We start from the raw sequence: 22,995 nt of genomic DNA, 5'->3' as shown, positions 1-22,995 counted from the left end.
CTTTTTTCGTCTGGACGCGCTGCGCACCTGCCCTGCTCTGCCCGAAACTTTTCCTCCCCGATCGGCTTGATCACCTAACCTCATAGACTGTGTGATCAATTCGAGCCGCCGCACCCATGCGCAACACATTGAAGTCGTTGTTTTTTGTCGTATTCATGCTGCTGGTTGGCGGTAGTCCGACGCTATGGGCAGCCGACTTGCCGGCGCCGGTAACCACCGCGGCTGCGCCATTGCCGGTGATTTCGCAAAGCGATCTGCAGGCCTTGCAACAACGCCTCGATGGCCTCAAACAACAGATTTCCGCAGCGAACAATTACAACCAGCTCGAAGGACCGCAGGATCGGGTGCAGGCGTTTATTCTGGATGTCGATCGGTTATCGGCGGCGTTGTTGCCTCAGCAGGCGCAACTGGCGGTGCAGTTGGGGGTGCTGGGGGCGGCGCCGGATGCCGATCTGGCAGCTGAGCAAGCAGACATCGTCGCGCAACGAGCGTCGCTGGCCGAGCAGAAGAGCAAGGTCGACGGCACATTGAAGAGCCTGGCGGCGCTGAAACAGAGCGCGGCGGATCTGATTACGCAGATCGCCGGCATCCGTCGCACACTGCTTGAAAGTGAGCTGACGCTGGGCACTGACAGCGTGCTGAGCCCGAGTTTCTGGTCGCCGCTGGTGAGCCCGAGTGACGACGACCGTCAGCGTTTACGCTTTTTCGTCGCGCAGGTGCGCGACACCTGGGCCACCGTGTGGGCACCAGGGGAACGTTTCTACACCAGTCTGTTGATGGCGTTGGCGCTGATCATCTGGACATTCGGCCGCAGACTGGCCGAACGCGGTCTGACCTGGGTGTGCATTTACCGCATGCCCGAGGGTCGCCTGCGTCGCAGTGCGCTGGCATTCGCCTCGGCGCTGGCAACCATCGCCACCACCGCGATTGCTTTGCAATTGCTGTTCTATGCCTGCACCCGCCACCAACCTTTGCCGCCGGTGCTGGAAACCTTCTCCGAAGAGTTCGAAAAAGTCGTCTATGCCTGCGTGCTGCTCACCGGATTGAGCCGTGCGTTGCTATCGACCGAGCATCCCTCGTGGCGCCTGCCAGCGATTGCCGATCAAGTGGCATTGGCGCTCAAACCCTACCCACGCATTCTGTCCTGCACGTTACTGGTGCTGGTGACGCTGGTGCAGGTCAGCAATGCCACGGGCATGAGCAGCCAGATCGTGATCGCCGGGCGCGGGGTCATTTCGATCGTCGTGCTGGCGATCGTGACGGTCCTGCTGTTGCGCGTCGGCAAAGTGCGCAAGGCACTGGTCGCGGCCAATGATGCCTCGGCGGCCAACAGCACATTTGCCGGGGTGATTTACACCATCGCGAGCATCTCGATGTTTGTCTCGGCGATTGCCCTGCTCACCGGCTACGTATCACTGGCACGGTTCATCAGTTATGAGCTGGTGTGGGCGTACATTGTCCTGTCGGGTTTCTACCTGCTGATTCAACTGGTCAAGGACGTCTGTGAGCATGTGTTTTCACCCCGCCATGCGAGCGGTAAGGCGCTCAAACAGCTGCTCGGCATTGGTGATCGACGGCTTGATCAGATCGAGATTCTGCTGTCGGGTTTCAGTCGGGCAGCGCTGCTGTTGCTGGCGGTCATCGCCCTGTTTGTCGGCGGCATCGGCACCACGCTCGGGCAACTGGCGAGCAACATCATGGCGATCCTCGGCGGCGCCGGGCTGCGCAAGCTGAACATCGTTCCCGGCCACCTGCTCAATGCCGTCCTGGCGCTGATGATCGGCATCTGGCTGATCCGCGCCCTGCGCCGCTGGCTCGACAACGAGTTTCTGCCCAAGACCGACATGGACCCGGGCATGTGCGCCTCGCTGAGCACGCTGTTTTCCAACATCGGTTACGCGTTCGTGATTCTGCTGACGCTGTCGTCACTGGGCGTGCAGTGGACCAATCTGGCGTGGATCGTCAGTGCGCTGTCGGTGGGTATCGGCTTTGGTCTGCAGGAGATCGTCAAGAACTTCGTCTCGGGCCTGATTCTGTTGACTGAACGACCGGTGAAAGTCGGCGACTTGATCAGCATCAGTGGTGTGGAAGGCGACATCCGCCGCATCAACGTGCGCGCCACGGAAATCCAGCTCAGCGACCGCTCGATCGTCATCGTGCCCAACTCGCAATTGATCTCGCAGAACCTGCGCAACGTGACCCTGGGCGGCAGCGCGCAAGGCGTGGCATCGCTGGAGTTGGTGTTCCCGCTGGACATCGATCCTGAAGAGGTCAAGGACCTGTTGCTCAACACCTATCGAGAGAACGAAACCATCCTCGATAAACCGGCACCGTTCGTGCGCTTCAGCAAGTTGTCGCCGGACGGGATTACCTTGACGGTGACCGGTTATGTCGGCAGCCCGAGGATTGTCGGGGTGACCAAAAGTGATTTGCTGTTCGAGATTCTCAAGCGTTTGGGGGCGGCGGAAATTGCCTTGGCGAAACCGCCGGCGACGACGTAAGCGGGTTATTCCCGAAGCGCCTATCAGCCTGCTTTTTAGGTCTTTATTGGCCGGTAAACCGCAACCTTATACTCGAGCGGTTCACCTAACGATCAATAAGGATGTTCCATGCCTCAACGTCTCTTACTGGCGGCCTTGTTCCTGGCCGTCGCCGGTTGTGCCAGCCCTCCTCCTGCGTCCGTTCACACCCATGATCCCGCCAGCTCGACCCTGCAAGGCGATGCCTCGCGGCCGGCACAGGCGCAGTGGATTCGCACCGAGTTGTACTTTTCGGTGGGTTCAATTGATGGCAAGGAAGGTGCGGTGAGCACGGCGCGCTGGCGTGAGTTTCTTGATCAGGAAGTCACGTCGCGGTTTCCTGATGGTTTCAGTGTGTTCGATGCTTATGGGCAGTGGCGGGATAAGGGCGCGAAAGAACCTGAGCGTTTGAGCACCAAGGTGATTGTGATCTTGCATGAGAACAGCGCGAAGAATGTGGCCAACATCGAAGCGATTCGTCTGGCTTACAAGCGTATTACGGGGGACTTGTCGGTGCTGCGGTTGTCGCAGCCGGCGGAGGTGTCCTTCTAGAAGCCCCTCACCCTAGCCCTCCCGAAACGTCGGACCGCCCAAAGGGAGAGGGAACCGATCCGGGGATATTGAAGAAGTACGCCGACCTGAACGTGCTTCACTGAATCCATAATCGACTCAGTCTGTCAGGTCGATGTATCACGCAAGACACCTCGGTCGGCCCCCTCTCCCTCCGGGAGAGGGCTGGGGTGAGGGATCGCTTTTAAACGGCTCAACCCGGCCAATAGCACGGCACCAACCAGCAACACTCCAATCCCAAAAAACGCCCCAACCCCCACCACCGTCACGCTGGAATACAGCATGTACAGGCACAACCCGAAGAACAGCAACGGCAACAGCGGATACAACGGCACCTTGACCGGCCTCGCCACCTCGGGAAAACGCCCCCGCAGAATAATCAGCGCCACGCTGCTCAAACTCAAAAACAACCAATACACCGGAGTCAGGTACTCAACCATGGTGTTGAAACCGCTCTGGGTAAAACTGCCAAACAGCACCAGCAGCAACGCCACCGCACCTTCCGCCAGCAACGCTTTGCGCGGCACACCATGCCGATCGTCCCAAGCACCGAAACTGCGCAGTTGCGGCACGTCGCGCGCGGCAGCGTAGGTGGTACGCGCCCCGACCAGCAAGGTCGAGTTGATGGTCGCTATCGCGGCGATGCCGACCATCAGCAAAATCAGCATGACACCCGGCGCACCGAATGCGCGGTTCAATAACTCTACGGCCGGAGCATTGCTGGCAGCCAACCCTGCGAATCCCAGGCCCTCGACAAACGCCCAGTTCAACCCGAGATAGATCGCCATCAACACGCTCAGCGCACCGAGCATGGCAATGAAAATCCCCCGCCGGCCATCACGCACTTCTGCCGACAACGTCGCCGCGTCGCTCCAGCCGCCGAACGCCAGAAAGACAAAAATCATCGCCGCCGAGAAGCCGGCCATGCCAGTGTCTTGCGCAATGGGCGGGACACTCGGCGCAGGTGGTTCGATGCCTTGCCAGGCCAAAAAAACACCGGCACTGGCGATGCTCAAAAAGCCCAGCGCCAACAGCCCCACCAACAAGGTCTGGGTAATAAAACCAACGTGCTTGCCAGTGAGATTAAGCAGCACCAACGCGGCAATCACCGCCCCGGCAAACAGCCCCGAACCGTACTGTCCCAACGGCACCACCGCATCGACGTAATCGGCAAACATGAACGCCGACAACGCTATCCACCCGGTGTGCATCACCGAAAACCGCGACCAGGCGAACAAGAATCCCATACGCTCGCCATACGCCGTGCGCAGAAAATGATAGTCACCACCCGGGTGCGGAAACGCTGTGGCCATCTCGGCAAAACACAGCGCGCCGATCATTGATGCGACGCCACCCAGCACCCACACCAGATAGAAATATTGCGGTCCGACATTGAGCGCCACGGTCGGCGCGGTTTTCAGGATGTCGGTGGTGATCACCATGCCCAGCGTGATCAGCAACGCGTGAAAAACCGGCAGATGCCGCCCCGGCCCCGCGTCAGAAACCATAGGTAGCGCGGGCGTAGTAGTAGGCGCCGTTGGTGCCGATTGGCGAGAGCACGTCGTACGGCAGGTTGCCGCCGTAGTTGATCGCCGAACCGGAACGTTCCGGGTAGTTGTCGGTGAGGTTATTGCCGCCTACGGCAATGTTGAATTTCGGCGTAAATTTGTAAGCCACTTCGGCGTCCAGTTGCCACACCGCGCCATAGGTTTGCTCGGGCTGCGAGTCGCCGAAATCGAACACCCGGGTGGTCTCGCCCTGGCGCGTCAAGCGACCGAGCAAGCCCCAGTGTTCACTGGCCCAGTTGGCGGAAAAGATGAAGCGATCCTTCGGCGCAGCATCAGTCAGGGTGTTGGTTTCTTCAACGCCAACGAGGGCGTCGTTGCCGATGCCCAACGCCGTCAATTGCGACGGCGTGCCTTTGGTGCTGGTGACTTTGGTGTGGTTGTAGGTGTACGCGGTGGTCAGGCCCAATTGCCCTTCGTAGAACGGCTGATGGTAGTTGAGCACCAGTTCGGCGCCGTGGGTGCTGGTGTCGGCGGCGTTGGTGAAGAAGTTGACGTCGTGCACGCCAGCAACGCCGAAGTTGTCGTTGATGTAGTTTTCCAGGGCATCGCTGCCAATGCGTTGCGACAGGGTGATGCGGTCTTTGACGTCGATGCGGAACACGTCCAGGGATGCATCGAAGCGTTCATTCAACTGAAAGGTCAGGCCGAGGCTGAAGTTCTTCGAGGTTTCCGGATCGAGCTTCTCGGCGCCGAGTGCGCGGGCGATCGGGTCGTTGACCGAGAGCACGCGGATGTCGGTCAGCGTGCCGCCATCGCCGAAGTTGCTGGTGGTGTTCTGGAAGCCGCTTTGGGCCAGCGACGGCGCGCGGAAGTTGTTCGACACCGCACCGCGCAGGGCCCATTGCTCGGTGAGTTTGTAGCGACCACTGAGCTTGCCGGTCAGTTTGCTGCCGGCATCGTCGTAATGCTCCCAGCGGGTGGCGGCGTCGACGAAGAAGCGCTCGGTGAGATCGCCGGACAACTCGACGTAAGTACCGAACACGTTGCGATCCAGATCCGACTCTTCGCTCGGGCGCAGGCCATTGGCGCCGTCCGCTCCGGAGCCGATATACGAGGCCTCGTCACCGGCGTAGGTCAGGTAATTTTCGTAGCGGTATTCACCGCCCACCGCCAATACAAAGGAGCGCTCGCCGAGGCGCAGTTCGCGGCTGAAGTCGAGGTTGGTGGTGGTCTGGCGCAGCTCGTAATCGCCGGTGTCGAACTTCGTCGGCGAGTCTTCGCCGAGACTGACGTTAAGCGTGCGCCGGGTCGAGCCATCGAAGCGGTTGCGGCCGTGGGTAACGCTGCTGTCGAAGTCCCACTCGTCACCGAGCAGGCCTTTGAACCCGGCGGTGGCGGAGACGTCTTTGTTGTCACCGAGCGATTGCGGCAAGTAGCCGTTGGGGTAGAACTGCGGCTGTTCATACGGATAACGATAGAACTCAGCGCCGGTGGTATGGCGCTGGTTATAGGTGCCGAAGCTGTAGGCTTTGCCGCCGGCCAGCGGCAGTTCACTGTTGAACCAGAGGTTGACGTCACGCGCAACGCCGTCGCCCATCACATAGTTGCGCTGACCGGGGCTGTCGGCAAAACCGTCGAAACCGGAGCGGTTGGTCGGATTGCGATCTTTGTATTCGGTGCCGCCGCGGATAAACCCGCCCTCTTCGCCCAGGCGCGTGCCGATCTTCGCCGTGGTCACGCTGTTCTGGCCGTCGGTGGTGGTCTTGTCGATGGCGTCCTGATGGGTGTGATAGGCGCCATAACTGGTAGACACCTCGCCGCCTTCCGGCGCGTCATCCAGGATGATATTGATTACCCCGGCAATCGCGTCGGAGCCGTACTGCGCACCGGCGCCGTCGCGCAGCACTTCGATGCGTTTGATCGCGCTGAGCGGGATCGAGTTGAAATCCACGGGTGCGGTACCGCGCCCGATCTTCGACGAGTCGTTGACCACCGCTGACGTATGGCGACGCTTGCCGTTGACCAGTACCAGCACCTGATCCGGGCTCATGCCACGCAGTTGCGCCGCGCGCACGTGGTCGGCGCCACCGGAGTTGGATTGGCGCGGCAGGCTGAAGGATGGCAATAACGTCTGCAACGCCGCGCCCAGTTCACCATCAGCGGCGCCGGCGGATTTCAGGTCTTCGGCGGTGAGCACGTCGACCGGCACCGGAGAGTCGAGCACGGTGCGCGAAGTACCCCGGGTGCCGGTGACCAACACGGTGCCGAGTCGCGATTCGCTGTCGGCGCTGGCGGAAGTTTCTTCTGCGTTGGCCGGAAGTTGCCAGATGGCGGACACGACAGCAGCCGCCAATAATGAACGGGAACGGTGATGCATATAACAGCTCCTTGAATCGCAGTTAATACCCGGCCGTTACCGACAATAAAGTTCGGCAAGCAATGCGCGGCAATGTCTGCTGTAGTTTTGGATTTCTGGAAGGCAGTGAAGGCTTGTTTACGGTGAGTTGCAGTTTCCCCAGCGTGAGACGTTTCCCCTTGAAAGCCGATGCTAGACGAGCTGCCGCAACTCGTAAAAGAACCAATAACGCTTAGGTTAGATCGCTCTAAAGGATTGTTCTTAGTTCAGCAGAAGTGTTGCTGAGCCAACACTTCAACCAACTAAAAACAATTTTTAGACTGAAATACGGTTCCCTGTAGGAGTGAGCCTGCTCGCGATAGCGGTATATCAATAAGAAAGTTGTCAACTGACACACCGCTATCGCGAGCAGGCTCACTCCTACAGTTTTGATCTGCATCAGACGCTACTTAGTCGAAGGCTTTCTCCAGCCAGGCATCCTCTGCAATATCCAGTTCATCACCACTGAATCGCTGTTCGGCAAACGGATCGGCGTGCAGGTGAAAGCCGTTCTGCTCCCAGAACCCCGGCTGTTCCTGTTCAACAAATTCCAGCCCGCGCAGCCACTTTGCGCTCTTCCAGAAATACCGCCCCGCCACCACCAACCGTAGCGGCCAGCCATGTTGCGCGGTCAGCGGCTGGCCAGCGTAATGGGTGGCCAGCAGACTGTCGGAGTGCAACAGATCATCCAGTCGCAAGTTGGTCTGGTAATCGTGATCGGCATGGGCCATGACGAACGCCGATGTCGGCTGGAGATCGAACGCCTGCAACAAATCCTGCAGATGCACCCCACTCCACTCAGTGTCGAACTTCGACCAGCGTGTCACGCAATGGATGTCGCAGCGAAGTTGCCGTTGCGGCAGTGCCTGCAGGTCGGCGTAACGTAATTCGATCGGTTGTGCGAGCGTGCCGAACACCCGCAGCGACCAGTTGGCAAGGTCATATTCCGGTACTTCGCCTTCGTGGAGAATTGGGAATCGCTCCGTCAGCACTTGGCCTGGGGGTAGTCGATTGCCGTACGCCGGATCCGTCGTCGGTGAACGGCTTTTGCGTATGCGTGCAGCTTTGTTGTGCATAGTCGCTCCAATTTCAAGGGTGCCCCCAATCTCCTGTAGGCCTTCGCCTGCTCGCGATAGCGGTGGATCAGCCGGCAACATTGTTGGATTCAAATCCGCTATCGCGAGCAGGCGAAGGCCTACAGGGGATCGTTGTCGGTAGGAAGATCTAGTTGGCCACCGGAATCCACGACGCCCTTGCAACATTCGCGGTATCACCAAAACTCGGTAGCTTCTGCGCCAGATCACGCACGTTTTTCACGTCCAGATCCAGCAACTGTTGACGGGTAATCAGCGTCGGCGGCACCAACACCTGATGCCCCGGACTCTCCCCGGCAATCAACATCGCCAGACTGCGCACGCTGATAGCCCCCGCCACTTGCGGATTGACCGCCGCCGTCGCCGCCCAGGCGCTGTCCGGCTCTTTCATGATCTGAATATCGGCGGTGGAAATGTCGGCGCTATAGATCTTCACCTTGCTCGTCAGCCCAGCCTCGTCGACAGCGATTTTCGCGCCTTTGGCAAACTCATCGAACGGCGCAAAAATCACGCTGATGCCCGGGTTGGCGCGAAGCACGGCGCTGGCCTGATCCGCCACCGAGTTGGCAATCGGTGGATTCAGCGTGCCAAAGCGCGCCTTCTCGACGATCCCCGGATTGGCTTTCTTGACCTGACTCCAGATCTCGTCGCGGCGCTCCATCGGCGTAAATCCACTGATGTACACGTAGCCGGCATCGAACTTTGTGCCGTTGTCCTTGACGGCTTGATCCAGCGCCAGACGCGCCAGCGCATGGTGATCCTGCTCGACCTGGGTTACTTGCGGGGTGTTCAGATCGACATCGAAAGCGACGACTTTGATGCCTTTGGCGATAGCCCGGTCAATCGGCGCTTTCAGTGTTTCGGCCAGGCCGAGCTGAACGATGATGCCGTCGACGCCCAGATCAATCGCCTGATCGATCATCTCGCCTTGACTCGCCGCCTGCTGCCGGGCATCGAATACGCGCAGGTTGGCACCCAGCGCTTCGGTCTGTTTTTCCACGCCACGCAAGTACGCCTCGGGGAAGTCCCCAGAGAACAAATAACCGACCAATGCAATCTGCACCTGACCTTTGTCGAACGGCGCCGGCGCGCCGGGCAAGGCTTTGGCCTGAGCGCTCAGCGCCAAGGCCGAGAGCAACGCGCCGGCGAGGCAATGACGGGCAAATTGTTTGATTGAACCGTGCATACAACTTCCTTGAATGAAGCGGCTCAACGCGCCCGATGCGCGAGGCCGAACGTGAACATCAGGGCCAGCACCAACACCAGTCCCTTGACGAAATCCTGCGCGTAGTAAGGCGCGTTAAGCATGGTCAGACCATTGAGCAGCGCCGCCACCAGCAGCGCACCGATCAGAGTGCCAAAGGCATTGGGCTTCTTCGCGCCGAGTACGGCAAAACCGATCAGCGCCGCGCCGAGAGCATCCAGCACCAGGCCATTGCCCGAACTGACGTCGCCGCGACCCAGCCGCGCGGCCAGCAACAATCCCCCCAGCGATGCAAGTAGCGCCGAGAGCACGTAAGCCAACAACTTGAAGCGCTGCACCGGCGCACCGGCCAGTCGCGCCGCTTGCTCGTTGCCGCCAATGGCATAGAACAAACGACCAATGCGCGTGCGTTCGAGAAACAGCCACACGGCTAAAGCGACCACAGCGGTAATCAGCACCGGAATCGGCACCACCTCCCACAACCGCCCGCGCCCCAGCGCAAGAAACGCGGCACTGAACGTACCTTCGGTTTCCTCGCCACTGGGCAAGGTCATGCCCACTGCAATCGAGCGTCCGCCCGTGGGAATCAACTGCACGCCGATCACTAGGAACATGCTGCCCAGCGTCGCGAGAATGTCCGGCACCCGCAGTTTGACGATCAGCCAGCCGTTGAGCAGCCCGACCAGCGCGCCACCCGCCAGACTGATCAACACCGCCGGCACCGCACCCCAGCCGAGCACGACCATCACGTAACTGGCGATCATCAGGCTCATCGCCGCCACGGCGCCAATCGACAGATCGAGGCCGCCGACGGCCATGGTCAGCGTCACGCCCAACGCCAGCAGTGCGACAATCGACACCGATTGCAGGATGCTGAACAGGTTGCCGACGCGCAGGAATGCCGGCTCGGCAACACTGAAAAACACCACGATCAGCGCCAGCAGCCACAACAGGCCGTAGCGGATCAGCACATGCAGCAGACGTTCGGCGCGGGCCGGCTCGGTCGATAACAGTGAACTTGAATCAGGCACTCGCTCTGCTCCTTGGCGTGGCTTGAGGGGAATGTTCGGTGACGTCGCTGCCGGCCAGTGCCGCGACCAGATCAGCACGATTGAGGCCGGCGCGCGGGTACTCGGCGACCACGGCGTGATCGCGTACCAGGAGGATGCGGTCGGCAATTTCCAGGGCTTCATCGACATCGGCGCAAATCACCAGCGTCGCCCGGCCCTTGGCGCTGTCGCGCAGCAGTTGGCCGATGTCGCGGCGGGCGCGCACGTCGACGCCTTGAAAGGGTTCATCGAGGATCAACACCCGCCCTTCGCCGAGCAGCCAGCGGCCGAGTACGACTTTCTGTTGATTGCCACCCGACAGTGCGCTCATCGGCACATCGATGCCGGCAGTCTTGATCCCCAGCGTTGCTACTTGCGCGTTGACCGCTGCTGCTTCAGCGCGGTTGCGGATGAAACCGCCGCGGGTGAAGCGTTCAAGAAACGGCAAAGTCAGGGTGCGACGCAAAGAGAAATCAGCTACCAGCGACTGACTGGCGCGATCTTCGGCCGCGAAGAACACCCCGCTTTGAATGGCATGGCGCGGTGAGTCCGCACGCCAGTCCGCGCCATCCAGTTGCACCCTGCCCGAGGCCGCTTTACGCAGGCCGAACAACACCTCGGCGATTTCACTTTTACCGGCGCCCAACAGGCCGGTCAGCACCACGACTTCATTCTCGTGCAGGCTCAGATCGAACGCGGCGGAGCGCGACAGGATTTGCATGGCGCTGAGCTTCATCACCTCGCGCCCGGCCAAGCGCGGCTGGTAAACATGTTCGGCCAGCGCCTGTCCCAGCATGGCACTCACCGCTTCGGATAATTGCCGCGCCGTGAACTCGCCCGCGAACTGGCCATCACGCAGCACAATGGCGCGATCCGCTACGCGTTGCAGATCGGAGAGTCGATGGGAGATGTACAGAATCGCCACTCCACGACTGCGCAAGGTGTCGATCAAACCAAACAAGCGCTGCGCCTCGGCATCGGCAAGCGCCGCCGTCGGCTCATCCAGAATCAGCAGGCGCGGTTGCAACGCCAACGCGCGAGCGAGCACCACCAATTGCCGTTCGGCCTGACCGAGATGTTCGATCGGCTGCTCCAGCGGCAAGGTCAAACCCAGCCCGGCGGCGATGCTCGCGGCGCGTTCCAGCAGGCGTTTGCGATTGAGCCAGAAGTCCGCGTCCGGCTTGCACAGTTCATCGAGCAGGAGGTTCTCCGCGACGCTCAACCCCGGCGCAATGCCTTCATTGATCTGCTGATGCACCGCGACAATGCCGAAGCGCCGCGCCGACAGCGGTGAACTGAAATGCCGTGGCGCGCCTTCCAGCCAGATCTCGCCCGCGTCGGCGGTCTGGCTGCCCGCGAGAATCTTCACCAGGGTCGACTTGCCCGCGCCATTGGCACCGAGCAGCGCCACCACTTCGGCGGGATAGATGTCCAGGCTGACCGCATCCAGCGCCCGGCTCGCGCCAAATATTTTGCTCAACTCTCGTACACGAATCAGCGGCTCACGGGCCACAGCGACCGGCACACTCATACAATTCCTTAGCGGCGATGCGCCAGCGAACGAACCAACCGATCGCCCAGGCTTTGCACGCCCTGAACGAGGATCACCAACACCACCACCGTGGCGACCATCACTTCATTGTTGAAACGCTGATAGCCGTAACGGATCGCCAGATCACCGAGTCCACCGCCGCCGATTACCCCGGCCATCGAGGAAAAGCCGATCAGCATCACCAGCGTCAGGGTGATTCCGGCCAGCAACGCCGGCAGCGCTTCGGGCAACAGCACTTTGAAGATCACATGGCCGATGTCACCGCCCATGGCGAGGATGGCTTCGATGCGGCCCTTGTCGACTTCGTCGAGAGCGTTTTCGACAATACGCGCGAAGAACGGAAAGGCGCCGATGGTGATCGGCACCACGGCGGCGGTGCTGCCCAGCGTTGTGCCGACCACCAGCCGCGTCAGAGGGATCAGGGCAATCAGCATCACCACGAATGGCAGCGAACGGCCGAGGTTGACCACGCCACCCAGCACGGCATTCAAGCGTGGCATCGGCAGCAGCCCGTCGCGGCGACTGATAAACAGCAACACGCCCAGCGGCAAGCCGATCAGTAGCGTGAACAGCCCTGCGAGCAGGACCATATACAGGGTTTCACCGGTGGCGTTGAACACCAGTTGCAGGATTTCATCCCAATTGACTGTGCGGTTCATGAGTGCGCCGCCCTTACGCCGTATTGCTTGAGAAAACTCAGGCCCGGCTCAGCGTGGCCCAGTGGCAAGCCACAGGTCGGCCGCAGCGAAGCGCCCAGCTGTGATTGCGCATCGGCCAGCAGCCGTGGCACCGGCCCGGCTTCGACCAGACGCCCGTTGGCCATGAACGCGGCGTGATCGCAGATCGACTTGACCACCTCCAGCTCATGGGTGATCAACACGATGGTCACGCCCAATTGCCGATTGATGTCGCGCAGCAATTGCAGGATCGATTCGGTGGTTTCCGGGTCGAGCGCACTGGTGGCCTCGTCCGAGAGCAAGTACGCCGGCTCAGCGGCCAAAGCGCGGGCAATCCCGACGCGCTGTTTCTGGCCGCCGGACAATTGCGAGGGAAAGGCCTGCGCCTTGTCACTCAAACCGACCAGCTCAAGCAGTTCGCGCACCCGCACATGGCGCCACGGCTTGCCGACATTGGCAATCTCCAGCGGCACCGCGATGTTGTCGAAAACGGTGCGCGAATGCAGCAGGTTGAAGCCTTGGAAAATCATGCCGATGCGCTGGCGCTGCTGGCGCAGTTCGCTGACCGATAGCGTCGTCAGATCGATGCCATCGAGCAAAATGCGTCCGCTGTCCGGACGTTCGAGCAGGTTGAGGCAACGCAGCAGCGTCGACTTGCCCGCCCCGCTACGCCCGAGAATCCCGTAGACCGCACCGTCGGGAATGCTCAGCGAGACCTGATCGAGTGCCGGTTGCGCGGCCGAAGGATAAGTCTTGCTCAACTGCTCGACGGCGATCATGGCTTGCCGCCCGCCACTGGAATCACCGAACCGGCGAAGTTGTCACTGATGTATTTGGCGACCTCGGGCGACGTCAGGTCCTTGGCCAGTTGCGCGATACGCGGGTCGTGTTCGAGCTTCGGCGTGGTCACCAGAATGTTGGCGTAAGGATTGTGATCGGCTTTCTCCAGACCCAAAGCGTCCTTGGCCGGCACCAGCCCGGCGTCGAGCGCGTAGTTGCCGTTGATCACGGCCAGATCGACGTCATCCAGCGAGCGTGGAATTTGCGGCGATTCGATCTCCAGGATCTTCAGATGTTTCGGGTTTTCGGCGATGTCCTTGGACGTCGCCTGATCCACCGCCGGGTCGTTGAAGCCGGCTTTGAGCTTGATCAGGCCGTTGTCCTGCAACAGGTACAGCGCGCGGCTCAGGTTGGTGACATTGTTGGGCACGGCGACGGTGCCTTTTACCGGCACGTCGGCGAAGCTTTTGTGCCGGTGCGAATAAATGCCCAAGGGTTCGATATGCACCGTGGCGGCCACCGCGAGCTTTTCGCCGAGGGCCTTTTCCTGGGATTTCAGGTACGGCAGATGCTGAAAGTAATTGGCGTCGACATCGCCGTGTACCAACAGCTCGTTGGAGTTCACACCGTTGGGGATCTCGATGACTTTGAGATTGAGTTGCGGATCGATTTTCTGGATGTACGCCAGAATCTGCGCGTGAGGCACCGGGTCGGCAGCCACGCGCAGCGGCTCCAGCGCCTGCGCACCGAACGACGTCACCAGCGCGCCGAGCACGGCCAGGGTCAAACCTGCTTTCTTGATCATGTGCGGAGTCCTTGAGCGAGTGATGAGTCAGGCGGTTTTACGAACGGGCGGTGGCGGCAGTAGCGCATCGGCGTAGAAGCGCTGCGCGACGTCGGGATGCGAGCGCAAACGACCTTTGAGGTAGTTCCAGCCGACATCGCGAAACAGTGGGTTGAGCGGATCACTTGCTGGCCCGCGTGCCTCGCGCAACAGTGCGGTGGGCAGCGGATACAGCGGCACCACGGCATCCAGTTGCGCACCGAGGAAGAACGCGACAGACAGGCGTTCGCTGCCCTCGGGTGGCGAAACCACGCGATGCACCGTGGCCCGCAGATAACCGTTGCTGGCCAGTTCGAGCAGTTCGCCGATGTTCACCACCAGGGTGTTCTCACGCGGCAACGCATCGATCCAGCGCCCCTCTTCGATCTCGACCTGCAGACCGGCCTGCTGGTCTTGCAGGAGGAAGCTGAGGAAACCGGAATCCTTGTGCGCGCCGACGCCCTGGTGACTCGACTCGCTGGACTGGCCGGGATAGCGCATCAATTTGATGTGTTCGTTGGGTTTGTCGCCGTAGAGCTGATCAAACGCATCGGCGCGCAGCGAGAGTGCCTGAGCGAACGCACGCAGCAGGCGCAACGACATCCGCGTCATCGCCTCTTGCCATTCCAGCAGCAAAGGTTTCAGTTCCGGCAGTGCCGCCGGCCATTGGTTGGGGCCTTGCAGCCGCGCCCAGAACGGGCTGTCCGCGTCTAATGGCAACACCTCGCGCTCGGCGCCCAGATCGAACTGTTCACGCAGATCGGGCTGGCCACGGGTGATCTCCGAGGCGGCCCGGTTGTAACCGCGAAAGTGCGGTGAATTGATCATGCCGACGGCGTTTTTCTCGCTGTCGGGCAAAGCGAAAAACTGGCGGGCGTGGGCCTGCACCTGCTTGAGCAAGTCACTGTCGATGCCGTGACCGGTCAGGTAGAAGAAGCCGACGTCGCGGGCGGCGTGGCGCAAGTTTTCGAGAAATTCGTAGCGCTGTTGCGCCGTGCCTTCGAACAGCGACAGGTCCAGCGTCGGTAATGCGGTGATATCGAGGGTATGCGGCATGATTCACTCCCGTGTGAATCAAACCTGAAAAACCTGTGATCGATTCAGCGTGTGCCGTCATGGCAATCGGGGGTCTATCGGTTTGATGCGTTTTGATTCGTCGTTGCGACAAAACTAAACGATCTTAAAAATGCAGAGCCAATATCTTTTTCGCATTACCTTAGGCTTGATTTCCCCTCACCCCAGCCCTCTCCCGAGGGAGAGGGAGCCGACCGGGTTGTCTTGCGTTATACATCGACCTGAAAAACCGGGTTGGATTCGATAAAAAACGTTCAGGTCGGCGTAGCGCTCAAGATCACATCGGTCAGTCCCCTCTCCCTCCGGGAGAGGGTTAGGGTGAGGGGCACAGACGACTCGGTATCAAGCCTCCTGCAACGCACGCGGCCGCTGACTGCGTTGTTCAGCACTGGCATCCGGCGCCGGTTGCAACTGGAAGTCGAACTTCAGCTCGGCATAACGCCCCGACACCGCGTCCTCGCGGAACATCACCTCCCCGACCAAGCCTTCACGGGTCGCATAGGCGAAGTCATCCCACAGGTATTGATCACCCGACAGATTGATTTGCGTCGTCAGGTGCCGATGCCCCGGTGCGCTGATAAAGAAATGCACATGGGCCGGACGCTGGCCATGGCGGCCGAGCTGGTTCAGGCATTCCTGGGTCGGCCCTTGTGGGTCGCAGCCATAACCGGAGGGCATGATACTGCGAGCGCGGTAACGGCCTTCGGCGTCGGTAATGATGCGGCGGCGCAAGTTGTATTCGGACTGGCTCGGGTCGAAAAACGAGTAGGTGCCCTTGGTGTTGGCGTGCCACAGGTCAACGGTGGCACCGGCCAAGGGCTGGCCGTGCAGATCGAACACCCGGCCTTCGAGGTGCATAACGGTGGCGACGCCCTCTTCGCTGCCGTCATCCATGCGGCACTCGCCTTCACACAACGGCGCGCCGGCCACGTACAGCGGGCCTTCGATGGTACGCGGTGTGCCGCCGGTCAAGCCAATCTGTGCGTCCTTGGCGTCCTGCAACAGGTCGAGGAAATGCTCGATGCCAAGGCCTGCGACCAGCAATCCCGCCTCCGAACGAGCACCCAATCGGTTGAGATAGTCGACCGCTTTCCAGAACTCACCATCAGTGATTTCCAGGTCTTCGATGATCTTGGCGCTGTCCTGCAAGATGCGCAGGACGATGGTTTTCAGCCGGGATTTACCGTCGTCGTTGGCAAAACCGGCGGCTTCCTTGAAGAATTTCTGCAGCTCGGCGGTATGGGCAATTTTCACGGTCATGGTGGTTACCTCATCTTGTTGTTTTGTGGTTTACGCGAATCTTCAGAACAGACCACCTTCCCCTGTGGGAGCTGGCTTGCCAGCGATTGCGGTGTGTCATCCAGCATTGATGGCGGCTGGTGTATTGCTATCGCTGGCAAGCCAGCTCCCACAGTGTTCAGGGATGGATTCGAAACCCTGGATCAGCGATCGTCCGTATGGATCGACGACGGATGCCGGCAGAGGCCATCGACCTCAATGTCCATGTAGGGAAACAGCGGCAAGCGCATCAGCGTGTCGTGCAGGGCCTCGACGCTCGGCACATCAAACACGCTGTAATTGGCGTAATGCCCGGCGATGCGCCACAGGTGTCGCCATACGCCGTCGCGTTGCAGCCGTTGCGCCAGTTCCTTTTCGTCCGCCTTGAGCCGGGTGGCCAATGACGGGTCCATATCGGCGGGCAATTTCACGGTCATTTTTACGTGGAACAACATGCTGGTTCTCCTGATTCAGTGGCGGCGAAAGCGCGCCAGACGCTCTTCATCCAGCGTCAGGCCCAGGCCTGGAGTTCGCGGGATATGCAGGTGGAAATCGCGGTACTGCGGCGCTTCGCTGACGATGTCTTCGGTCAGCAGCAACGGGCCGAACAGTTCGGTGTCCCAGGTCAGCTGCTTGAGCGTGAGGAAGGCGTGCGCCGAGGCCAGCGTGCCGATGGAGCCTTCGAGCATGGTGCCGCCGTACAGCGCGATGCCGGCGGCCTCGGCGATCTGCGCGGTTCTGAGCACGGCTCGCGGGCCACCGTTCTTGGCAATTTTCAGGGCGAACACACTGGCGGCACCGTCAGCGGCGAGGCTGAAGGCATCCTCAACGCTTTCGATCGATTCGTCGGCCATGATCGGTGCCGGGCTGCGCTGATTCAGGCGAATCTGCCCGGAACGGTTGACCCGCGAGATCGGTTGTTCAATCAGGTCGATGCCGTTGTCACCCAGTACCTGACAGCCGCGAATCGCCTGGGATTCATCCCAGTACTGGTTAACGTCGACCCGCACACTGGCGCGTTCGCCCAAGGCTTTTTTGATCGCCACCACGTGTTTGAGATCCTGCTCCAGCGGGTTGGCACCGATCTTCAATTTGAAGATGCGATGGCGACGCGCTTCGAGCATCTGCTCGGCTTCGGCGATGTCGCGGGCGGTGTCGCCGCTGGCCAGGGTCCAGGCCACTTCGAGGCTGTCCCGTACGCGGCCGCCGAGCAGTTCGCTGACCGGCAGACCGAGGCGCTTGCCTTGGGCATCGAGCAGTGCACTTTCGATGCCGGACTTGGCGAAGGTGTTGCCCTTGGCGATCTTGTCGAGACGCTGCATCGCCGCGTTGATGTTATTGGCTTCCATACCGACCAAGGCCGGAGCCAAATGCGCGTCGATATTGGCTTTGATGCTTTCCGGGCTTTCATAACCGTAAGCGAGGCCGCCGATGGTGGTGGCTTCACCGATGCCTTCGATACCGTCGCTGCAACGCAGGCGCAGGATCACCAGAGTCTGCTTTTGCATCGTATGCATCGCCAGTTTGTGCGGGCGGATGGTCGGCAGGTCGACGATGATCGTCGTCAGGCTTTCAATCAGAATTTGCTGCATGTCTGTGTCCCTTGAATAGTGCTCAACCGAGATCGCCGCCACCGACCGGCAAGGTCACGCCGGTGATGTACGAGGCGTCGTCAGAGGCGAGAAAGAGGATCGCGCCGACCTGTTCGTCGAGGCTGCCGTAGCGTTTCATCAGGCTGCTGTCGAGGGTTTGCGCGACGATTTCCTGATACCAGGCCTGCTCCTGCGCCGACTGTTCGCTGGTGTTGCGCGGGATGCGTCGCGGCGGAGCTTCGGTGCCGCCCGGCGCGGTGGCGTTGACACGAATTCCGCGCTCGGCGTTCTCGAACGCCAGGCACGCAGTCAGGGCATTGATACCGCCCTTGGCAGCGCCGTACGGCACGCGGTTGACGCTGCGGGTGGCTATTGAGGAAACGTTGACGATGGCGCCGCGACCTTGCTTGAGCATGTACGGCAGCGCGGCGTGGCAACACCACAGCGTCGGGAACAGCGAGCGACGCACTTCGGCTTCAATCTGCTCGACTTCGTAGTGCTCGAACGGTTTGGCCCAGATCGTGCCACCGACGTTATTGATCAGGATGTCGAGACGGCCGAAGGTGTTGATGGCTTCGGCCATGACCCGCGCGCAATCGGCGTATTGCTCAAGGTCGGCGGTCAACGCGAGAACGCCCTCGCCTTGCAGTTCGTGCACCAGTTCGGAACGGTCGACGGCGATCACTTGCGCGCCTTCGTCCAGCAGGCGCTCGCAGACACGGCGGCCGATACCCTGAGCCGCGCCGGTGACCAGCGCGACCTTGTTGGAGAATCTGTTGTTCATGACAACCTCGAAAATAGGGGTCAGGCAGCCGCTGCGGCGAATTTTTCGTAGTAGAAATTCGCGGGAGTGATGCCCTGTTCACGAATGTATTGGCTGACCGCTTCAACCATCGGCGGCGGGCCGCACAGGTACACATCGACGTCACCTTCATTGAGATGGCGCGGCTCGATGTGCTGGGTGACGTAGCCCTTGAGCGGATGCGCACTCTGCGGATTGGCCACGCAGGCGCCGAAACTGAAGTTCGGGATGCGGGCGGCGAAGGCTTCGAGACGATCGAGTTCGACCAGATCGAAATCGTTGGTCACGCCGTAGATCAAATGCACGGGATGATCGCTGCCCTGCTCGGCGATCTTTTCCAGCATCGCGGTGAACGGTGCCAGGCCGGTGCCGCCCGCCAACAACAGCAGCGGCCGCTTGATCTCGCGCAGGTAGAAACTGCCCAACGGCCCGGCCAGGTTCATGCTGTCGCCGGCCTTGGCCAACCCGGTGAGAAAGCTGCTCATCAAACCGCCAGGCACGTTACGGATCAGGAAGCTGACTTCGCCGTCCTTCTGCAACGAGCTGAAGGAATAGGCGCGGGTCTGCTCGCTGCCGGGCACTTGCAGATTGACGTACTGGCCCGGCAAAAACGCCAGTTTGCTTAGCGCCTCGCCCTTGATCGACAAGGCAATGGTGCTCTCGGATAATTGCCGGACAGCGCTGATCGACGCCTGGAAGTTCGCCTGTTCGGTCTTGCACACCTGCGAGCCGGCCGGTACGCGGACGACGCAATCGCTGGCGGCGCGCATCTGGCAGGTCAGCACATAACCTTGCGCGAGTTCATCGGCGCTCAAGGCGTCTTCAATGAAGTTGTCGCCCATGTCGTAACGCCCGGCCTCGGCGAAACATTTGCAGGTGCCGCAGGCGCCGTCGCGGCAGTCCAGCGGAATGTTGATGCCTTGGCGATACGCCGCATCGGCGACAGTTTCATGGCCACCCGCCTCGATGAAACGAGTGACGCCGTCTTCAAAATTAAGCGCAATCTGGAAATTCATGGTGCACCTCGCCGTGTCGACTAGATGTGGTAGATGTCGATGACCTGACGGACGTAATCGTTTTTCAGCACGACTTTCTTGGCCTTGATCAGCGGCTGTTCGCCACGCAGATCGAGGGTGTAGAAACTGCTGCCGAAGTAGCTGTCGGTGACCTGATAGCGAAAGCTCAGGGTGTGCCAGTTGAAGCGCACCTGGCACTGGTCTGCGCTGTGCTCGACGATTTCGATGTTGCTCAGGTTGTGCGAGGTGCGGGTGTCGGGAATGGTCGCGCTGGAGCGCTCGGTCTTGATCCGGAAAATGCGGTCTTCGAGGCCGCCACGGTTGCCGTACCAGATCAGCGAGATTTCGCTTTGCGGGTCCTCGGTGAGGGTGTCGTTGTCGTCCCAGGCCGGCATCCAGAAGGTCGCATCGGCGGCGTACAGTTCCAGCCATTGATCCCACTGGCCGTCATCGAGATAGCGCGCTTCGCGGAAGAGAAAATCGCGCACGGAGTCGTAGAGGTTGCTCATCACACGGCCTCCACGGGGATCAACTGTGGCTCGGCGGCAGCGGCCTTGAGCATGGTTTCCTGCCAGTACTTGTGTTGCAGCACAAACAGGCCTTCGTCTTCGGTACGCATGCCGGAGAGCAATGGTTTAAGGTCGATTTCTTCGGCGGCGGCGTCGGCGCCTTCGACCCAATGGGTGGCGCCACGGGACATGTCGTTCCAGCCGCGACCCGCGCCATAACCGGCCTGGCACGAGCGGAACTCTTCCAGGTCATCCGGCGTGGCCATGCCGCTGACGTTGAAGAAGTCTTCGTACTGACGAATACGTTTGGCGCGCGCCTCGGCGCTCTCGCCTTTGGGGGCGATGCAGTAGATGGTGATTTCAGTCTTGTCGACCGAGATCGGCCGGGCGATGCGGATCTGTGAGCTGAACTGATCCATCAAGTACACGTTGGGGTACAGGCACAGGTTGCGCGAGTTTTCGATCATCCAGTCGGCGCGGGCCTGGCCGAAATCACGGGCGAGTTCATCGCGGCGCTCGTAGGCCGGGCGGTCTTCAGGGTTGGCCCAGCGGGTCCAGAGCAGCAGATGACCGTGGTCGAAGGAGTAGAAACCGCCGCCCTTCTTCGCCCAACTGCCGGCGCTCATCGTTTTGATCGCTTCACCCGCTTCGCGCTGTTGACGCTGGTTCTGGGTGGCGGCGTAGTTCCAGTGCACCGAGCTGACGTGGTAGCCATCGGCGCCATTTTCAGCGGTGAGTTTCCAGTTGCCTTCGTAGATATAGGAACTTGAACCGCGCAGCACTTCCAGGCCTTCAGGCGACTGATCGACGATCATATCGATGATTTTTGCCGATTCGCCCAGATGCTCAGCGAGGGGTTTCACATCGGCATTCAGGCTGCCGAACAGAAAGCCGCGATAGGACTCGAAACGCGCAACCTTGGTCAGGTCATGGGAGCCTTCGCAGTTGAAGCCTTGCGGGTAACCGGCCTCGCTCGGGTCTTTGACCTTGAGCAGTTTGCCGCTGTTATTGAACGTCCAGCCGTGAAACGGGCAAGTGTAGCTGGAGCGGTTGCCGGACTTGTGCCGACACAACATGGCGCCGCGATGGCTGCAGGCATTGAGGAACGCATTGAGTACACCGTCCTTGTTGCGCGCGATAAAGATCGGCTGGCGCCCCATGGTGGTGGTGAGAAAATCGTTGTTGTTGGGGATCTGGCTTTCATGGGCGAGGTAAATCCAGTTACCTTCGAAGATGTGCGCCATCTCCAGTTCAAACAGACGCGGATCGGTGAACATCTCCCGCTTGCAGCGGTAGGCGCCCTTCTCCTTGTCTTCTTCAAGCATGGCATTGAGGTAGTCGATTCCCAGGGACATGGCCGGGGCCTCCATTGTTATTGTTCAGGCCAGGTCAGATTAGGGAGGCGATGCACGGGGCAATAGCCGAATCCTGCAGATCGCTATCCGTTTTGTGCAGGATGGCGCGGCAGATGATTCAGCATGTTTCGCGAGGGTTTAGTGCGGAGTGTCAGTGGCGGCGTTTGAAGGTCTGCGACGGCAGTTCGCCGAATTGCTGGCGATAGCTTTCGGAGAAGCGGCCCAGGTGCAGAAAGCCATAATCCAGCGCCAGTTCAGTGAGATTGCGCACCGGGCAGCTTGGGTCGCTGAGGCAGGCGTGAATGCGTGCCAGCTTGCGTTGACGGATGTATTGCATCGGCGTGACGCCGAGTTGGCGTTCGAACAAAGCATACAGCGAGCGCGGGCTCATGCTCGCCTGCGCGGCCAGATGTTCAGCGGGCAGATCCTGTTTCAGATTGCGCTCGATGTAATCGACGATGCGCTCGAAGCTGACGTTCGGCGTGCTCAGGCACTCACGGCTGACATTGGTGTTCATCAGCGAAATCAGTTTGCTGCCGATGATCTGCGCGTAATGCTCCTGCACCCGCAGTAACGGATCGCTGGCCTCGGCTTCCTGACAGATCATCGCCAGCAGGTTGGTGAAGCCTTCCAGCTCCTCCAGCCGATAGTGATTGCGCAGGAAACGGATACCGCTGGAGGGGTGCTGCCAACGCTGCTCGTCGCACACCGATTCGAGCACGCTGACCGGCACCTTGAGGATGAATTTTTCGCAATCATCCGAGTACGTCAGATCGACCGGATCATCCGGATTGATCAACAGCAACTCGCCCGGCACCAGATGCTGCTCGTGTTTGTGCCCGCGCCACAGGCAATTGCCGCGCAGCAAAACTTGTAAGTGGTAAACGGTCTCCAGTGCCACGGACGTCACGCGCACGCTGCCGCCATAGCTGATGCGGGCCAGATCGAGGTCGGCGAGTTTGCGATGGTTGAGGCAGGCTTGCGGGTGGGCGGTTCTGGACAGGCCGATGAAGTGCTGGCCGACGTGCTGGTTGACGTAGTCGGAGACGGCATAAGGGTCAGCGTGACGAAACACGCTGCTGCGATCGCTCAGCAGATGGCTGTCCATGGGGCATTGCTCGTTGTTGTCGTTATTTTGGGATCACAGGGTTTCAGGCATCACGACTCACAGTACGCCGGAGTGTCGAGGTGGGCAATT

General features: G+C 60.4%; 20 protein-coding genes. 2 read left to right on the top strand and 18 right to left on the bottom strand.

Features of this window, described 5'->3' with window-relative positions; all coding sequences use genetic code 11:
• The first annotated feature begins 116 nt into the window (after positions 1-116).
• Both ACM6IN_RS10800 and ACM6IN_RS10795 read left to right on the top strand, forming a co-directional pair.
• Positions 117-2,501 (top strand): DUF3772 domain-containing protein, encoded by a 2,385-nt coding sequence (locus tag ACM6IN_RS10800; protein WP_414915975.1) that lies wholly within the window; start codon positions 117-119, stop codon positions 2,499-2,501.
• Positions 2,502-2,609: 108 nt separating this feature from the next.
• Positions 2,610-3,071: a DUF3574 domain-containing protein gene (locus ACM6IN_RS10795; protein WP_038365753.1), complete on the top strand. Its 462-nt coding sequence runs from the start codon at positions 2,610-2,612 to the stop codon at positions 3,069-3,071.
• Positions 3,072-3,196: 125 nt separating this feature from the next.
• Here the strand turns inward: ACM6IN_RS10795 and ACM6IN_RS10790 are convergent, their stop codons facing one another.
• From ACM6IN_RS10790 to ACM6IN_RS10705, 18 genes are all read right to left on the bottom strand, one after another.
• A complete protein-coding gene (locus tag ACM6IN_RS10790) occupies positions 3,197-4,597 on the bottom strand; it encodes an APC family permease (protein ID WP_414915974.1) in 1,401 nt (466 codons plus the stop codon).
• On the bottom strand, positions 4,587-6,974 hold the full coding sequence (locus tag ACM6IN_RS10785) for a TonB-dependent receptor plug domain-containing protein (protein WP_007916091.1): 2,388 nt from the start codon (positions 6,972-6,974) through the stop codon (positions 4,587-4,589). Before ACM6IN_RS10785 ends, ACM6IN_RS10790 begins: the two co-directional genes overlap by 11 nt.
• 428 nt (positions 6,975-7,402) lie before the next feature.
• Positions 7,403-8,068: a sulfite oxidase-like oxidoreductase gene (locus ACM6IN_RS10780; RefSeq protein ID WP_095111921.1), complete on the bottom strand. Its 666-nt coding sequence runs from the start codon at positions 8,066-8,068 to the stop codon at positions 7,403-7,405.
• A gap of 148 nt (positions 8,069-8,216) precedes the next feature.
• A complete protein-coding gene (locus ACM6IN_RS10775) occupies positions 8,217-9,272 on the bottom strand; it encodes a substrate-binding domain-containing protein (protein WP_414915973.1) in 1,056 nt (351 codons plus the stop codon).
• Positions 9,273-9,295: 23 nt separating this feature from the next.
• Complete coding sequence (locus ACM6IN_RS10770) at positions 9,296-10,321, bottom strand: ABC transporter permease (RefSeq protein WP_007916088.1); 1,026 nt, start codon at positions 10,319-10,321, stop codon at positions 9,296-9,298.
• Positions 10,314-11,870, bottom strand: a complete 1,557-nt coding sequence (locus ACM6IN_RS10765; RefSeq protein ID WP_414915972.1) for a sugar ABC transporter ATP-binding protein — start codon at positions 11,868-11,870, stop codon at positions 10,314-10,316. Before ACM6IN_RS10765 ends, ACM6IN_RS10770 begins: the two co-directional genes overlap by 8 nt.
• An 8-nt stretch (positions 11,871-11,878) precedes the next feature.
• Positions 11,879-12,550, bottom strand: coding sequence for a methionine ABC transporter permease (locus tag ACM6IN_RS10760; RefSeq protein ID WP_007950374.1), 672 nt, complete (start codon positions 12,548-12,550; stop codon positions 11,879-11,881).
• Positions 12,547-13,347, bottom strand: coding sequence for a methionine ABC transporter ATP-binding protein (locus ACM6IN_RS10755; RefSeq protein WP_095111919.1), 801 nt, complete (start codon positions 13,345-13,347; stop codon positions 12,547-12,549). The genes ACM6IN_RS10760 and ACM6IN_RS10755 overlap by 4 nt, the downstream gene beginning before the upstream one ends.
• Positions 13,344-14,153 (bottom strand): MetQ/NlpA family ABC transporter substrate-binding protein, encoded by an 810-nt coding sequence (locus tag ACM6IN_RS10750; RefSeq protein WP_414915971.1) that lies wholly within the window; start codon positions 14,151-14,153, stop codon positions 13,344-13,346. Before ACM6IN_RS10750 ends, ACM6IN_RS10755 begins: the two co-directional genes overlap by 4 nt.
• 27 nt (positions 14,154-14,180) lie before the next feature.
• Entirely contained in the window at positions 14,181-15,227 is a 1,047-nt protein-coding gene (locus ACM6IN_RS10745; protein WP_414915970.1) for an isopenicillin N synthase family dioxygenase, read from the bottom strand.
• A 360-nt stretch (positions 15,228-15,587) separates the two neighbouring features.
• Positions 15,588-16,505 (bottom strand): catechol 1,2-dioxygenase, encoded by a 918-nt coding sequence (gene catA, locus ACM6IN_RS10740; protein WP_414915969.1) that lies wholly within the window; start codon positions 16,503-16,505, stop codon positions 15,588-15,590.
• 182 nt (positions 16,506-16,687) lie between these two features.
• The gene (gene catC / locus ACM6IN_RS10735; protein ID WP_095111915.1) at positions 16,688-16,978 is read right to left on the bottom strand and encodes a muconolactone Delta-isomerase; all 291 of its coding nucleotides are present in this window, start codon (positions 16,976-16,978) and stop codon (positions 16,688-16,690) included.
• A gap of 15 nt (positions 16,979-16,993) precedes the next feature.
• Positions 16,994-18,115 carry a muconate cycloisomerase family protein gene (locus ACM6IN_RS10730; protein ID WP_095111914.1) on the bottom strand — a complete coding sequence of 374 codons (1,122 nt, stop codon included), beginning with the start codon at positions 18,113-18,115 and terminating at the stop codon, positions 16,994-16,996.
• 22 nt (positions 18,116-18,137) lie between these two features.
• Positions 18,138-18,899, bottom strand: coding sequence for a 1,6-dihydroxycyclohexa-2,4-diene-1-carboxylate dehydrogenase (locus ACM6IN_RS10725; RefSeq protein ID WP_414915968.1), 762 nt, complete (start codon positions 18,897-18,899; stop codon positions 18,138-18,140).
• Positions 18,900-18,919: 20 nt separating this feature from the next.
• Positions 18,920-19,933: a benzoate 1,2-dioxygenase electron transfer component BenC gene (gene benC / locus ACM6IN_RS10720; protein ID WP_414915967.1), complete on the bottom strand. Its 1,014-nt coding sequence runs from the start codon at positions 19,931-19,933 to the stop codon at positions 18,920-18,922.
• 20 nt (positions 19,934-19,953) lie between these two features.
• The gene (gene benB / locus ACM6IN_RS10715) at positions 19,954-20,442 is read right to left on the bottom strand and encodes a benzoate 1,2-dioxygenase small subunit (protein ID WP_414915966.1); all 489 of its coding nucleotides are present in this window, start codon (positions 20,440-20,442) and stop codon (positions 19,954-19,956) included.
• Positions 20,442-21,797 (bottom strand): benzoate 1,2-dioxygenase large subunit, encoded by a 1,356-nt coding sequence (benA, locus tag ACM6IN_RS10710; protein ID WP_007916066.1) that lies wholly within the window; start codon positions 21,795-21,797, stop codon positions 20,442-20,444. Before benA ends, benB begins: the two co-directional genes overlap by 1 nt.
• 151 nt (positions 21,798-21,948) lie before the next feature.
• Complete coding sequence (locus ACM6IN_RS10705) at positions 21,949-22,905, bottom strand: AraC family transcriptional regulator (protein WP_414915965.1); 957 nt, start codon at positions 22,903-22,905, stop codon at positions 21,949-21,951.
• Positions 22,906-22,995 lie beyond the last annotated feature (90 nt).

The organism is Pseudomonas sp. IT-P395, assembly GCF_949767675.1.
Taxonomy (GTDB): domain Bacteria; phylum Pseudomonadota; class Gammaproteobacteria; order Pseudomonadales; family Pseudomonadaceae; genus Aquipseudomonas.
This window is presented reverse-complemented; position numbering and strand designations above follow the sequence as displayed.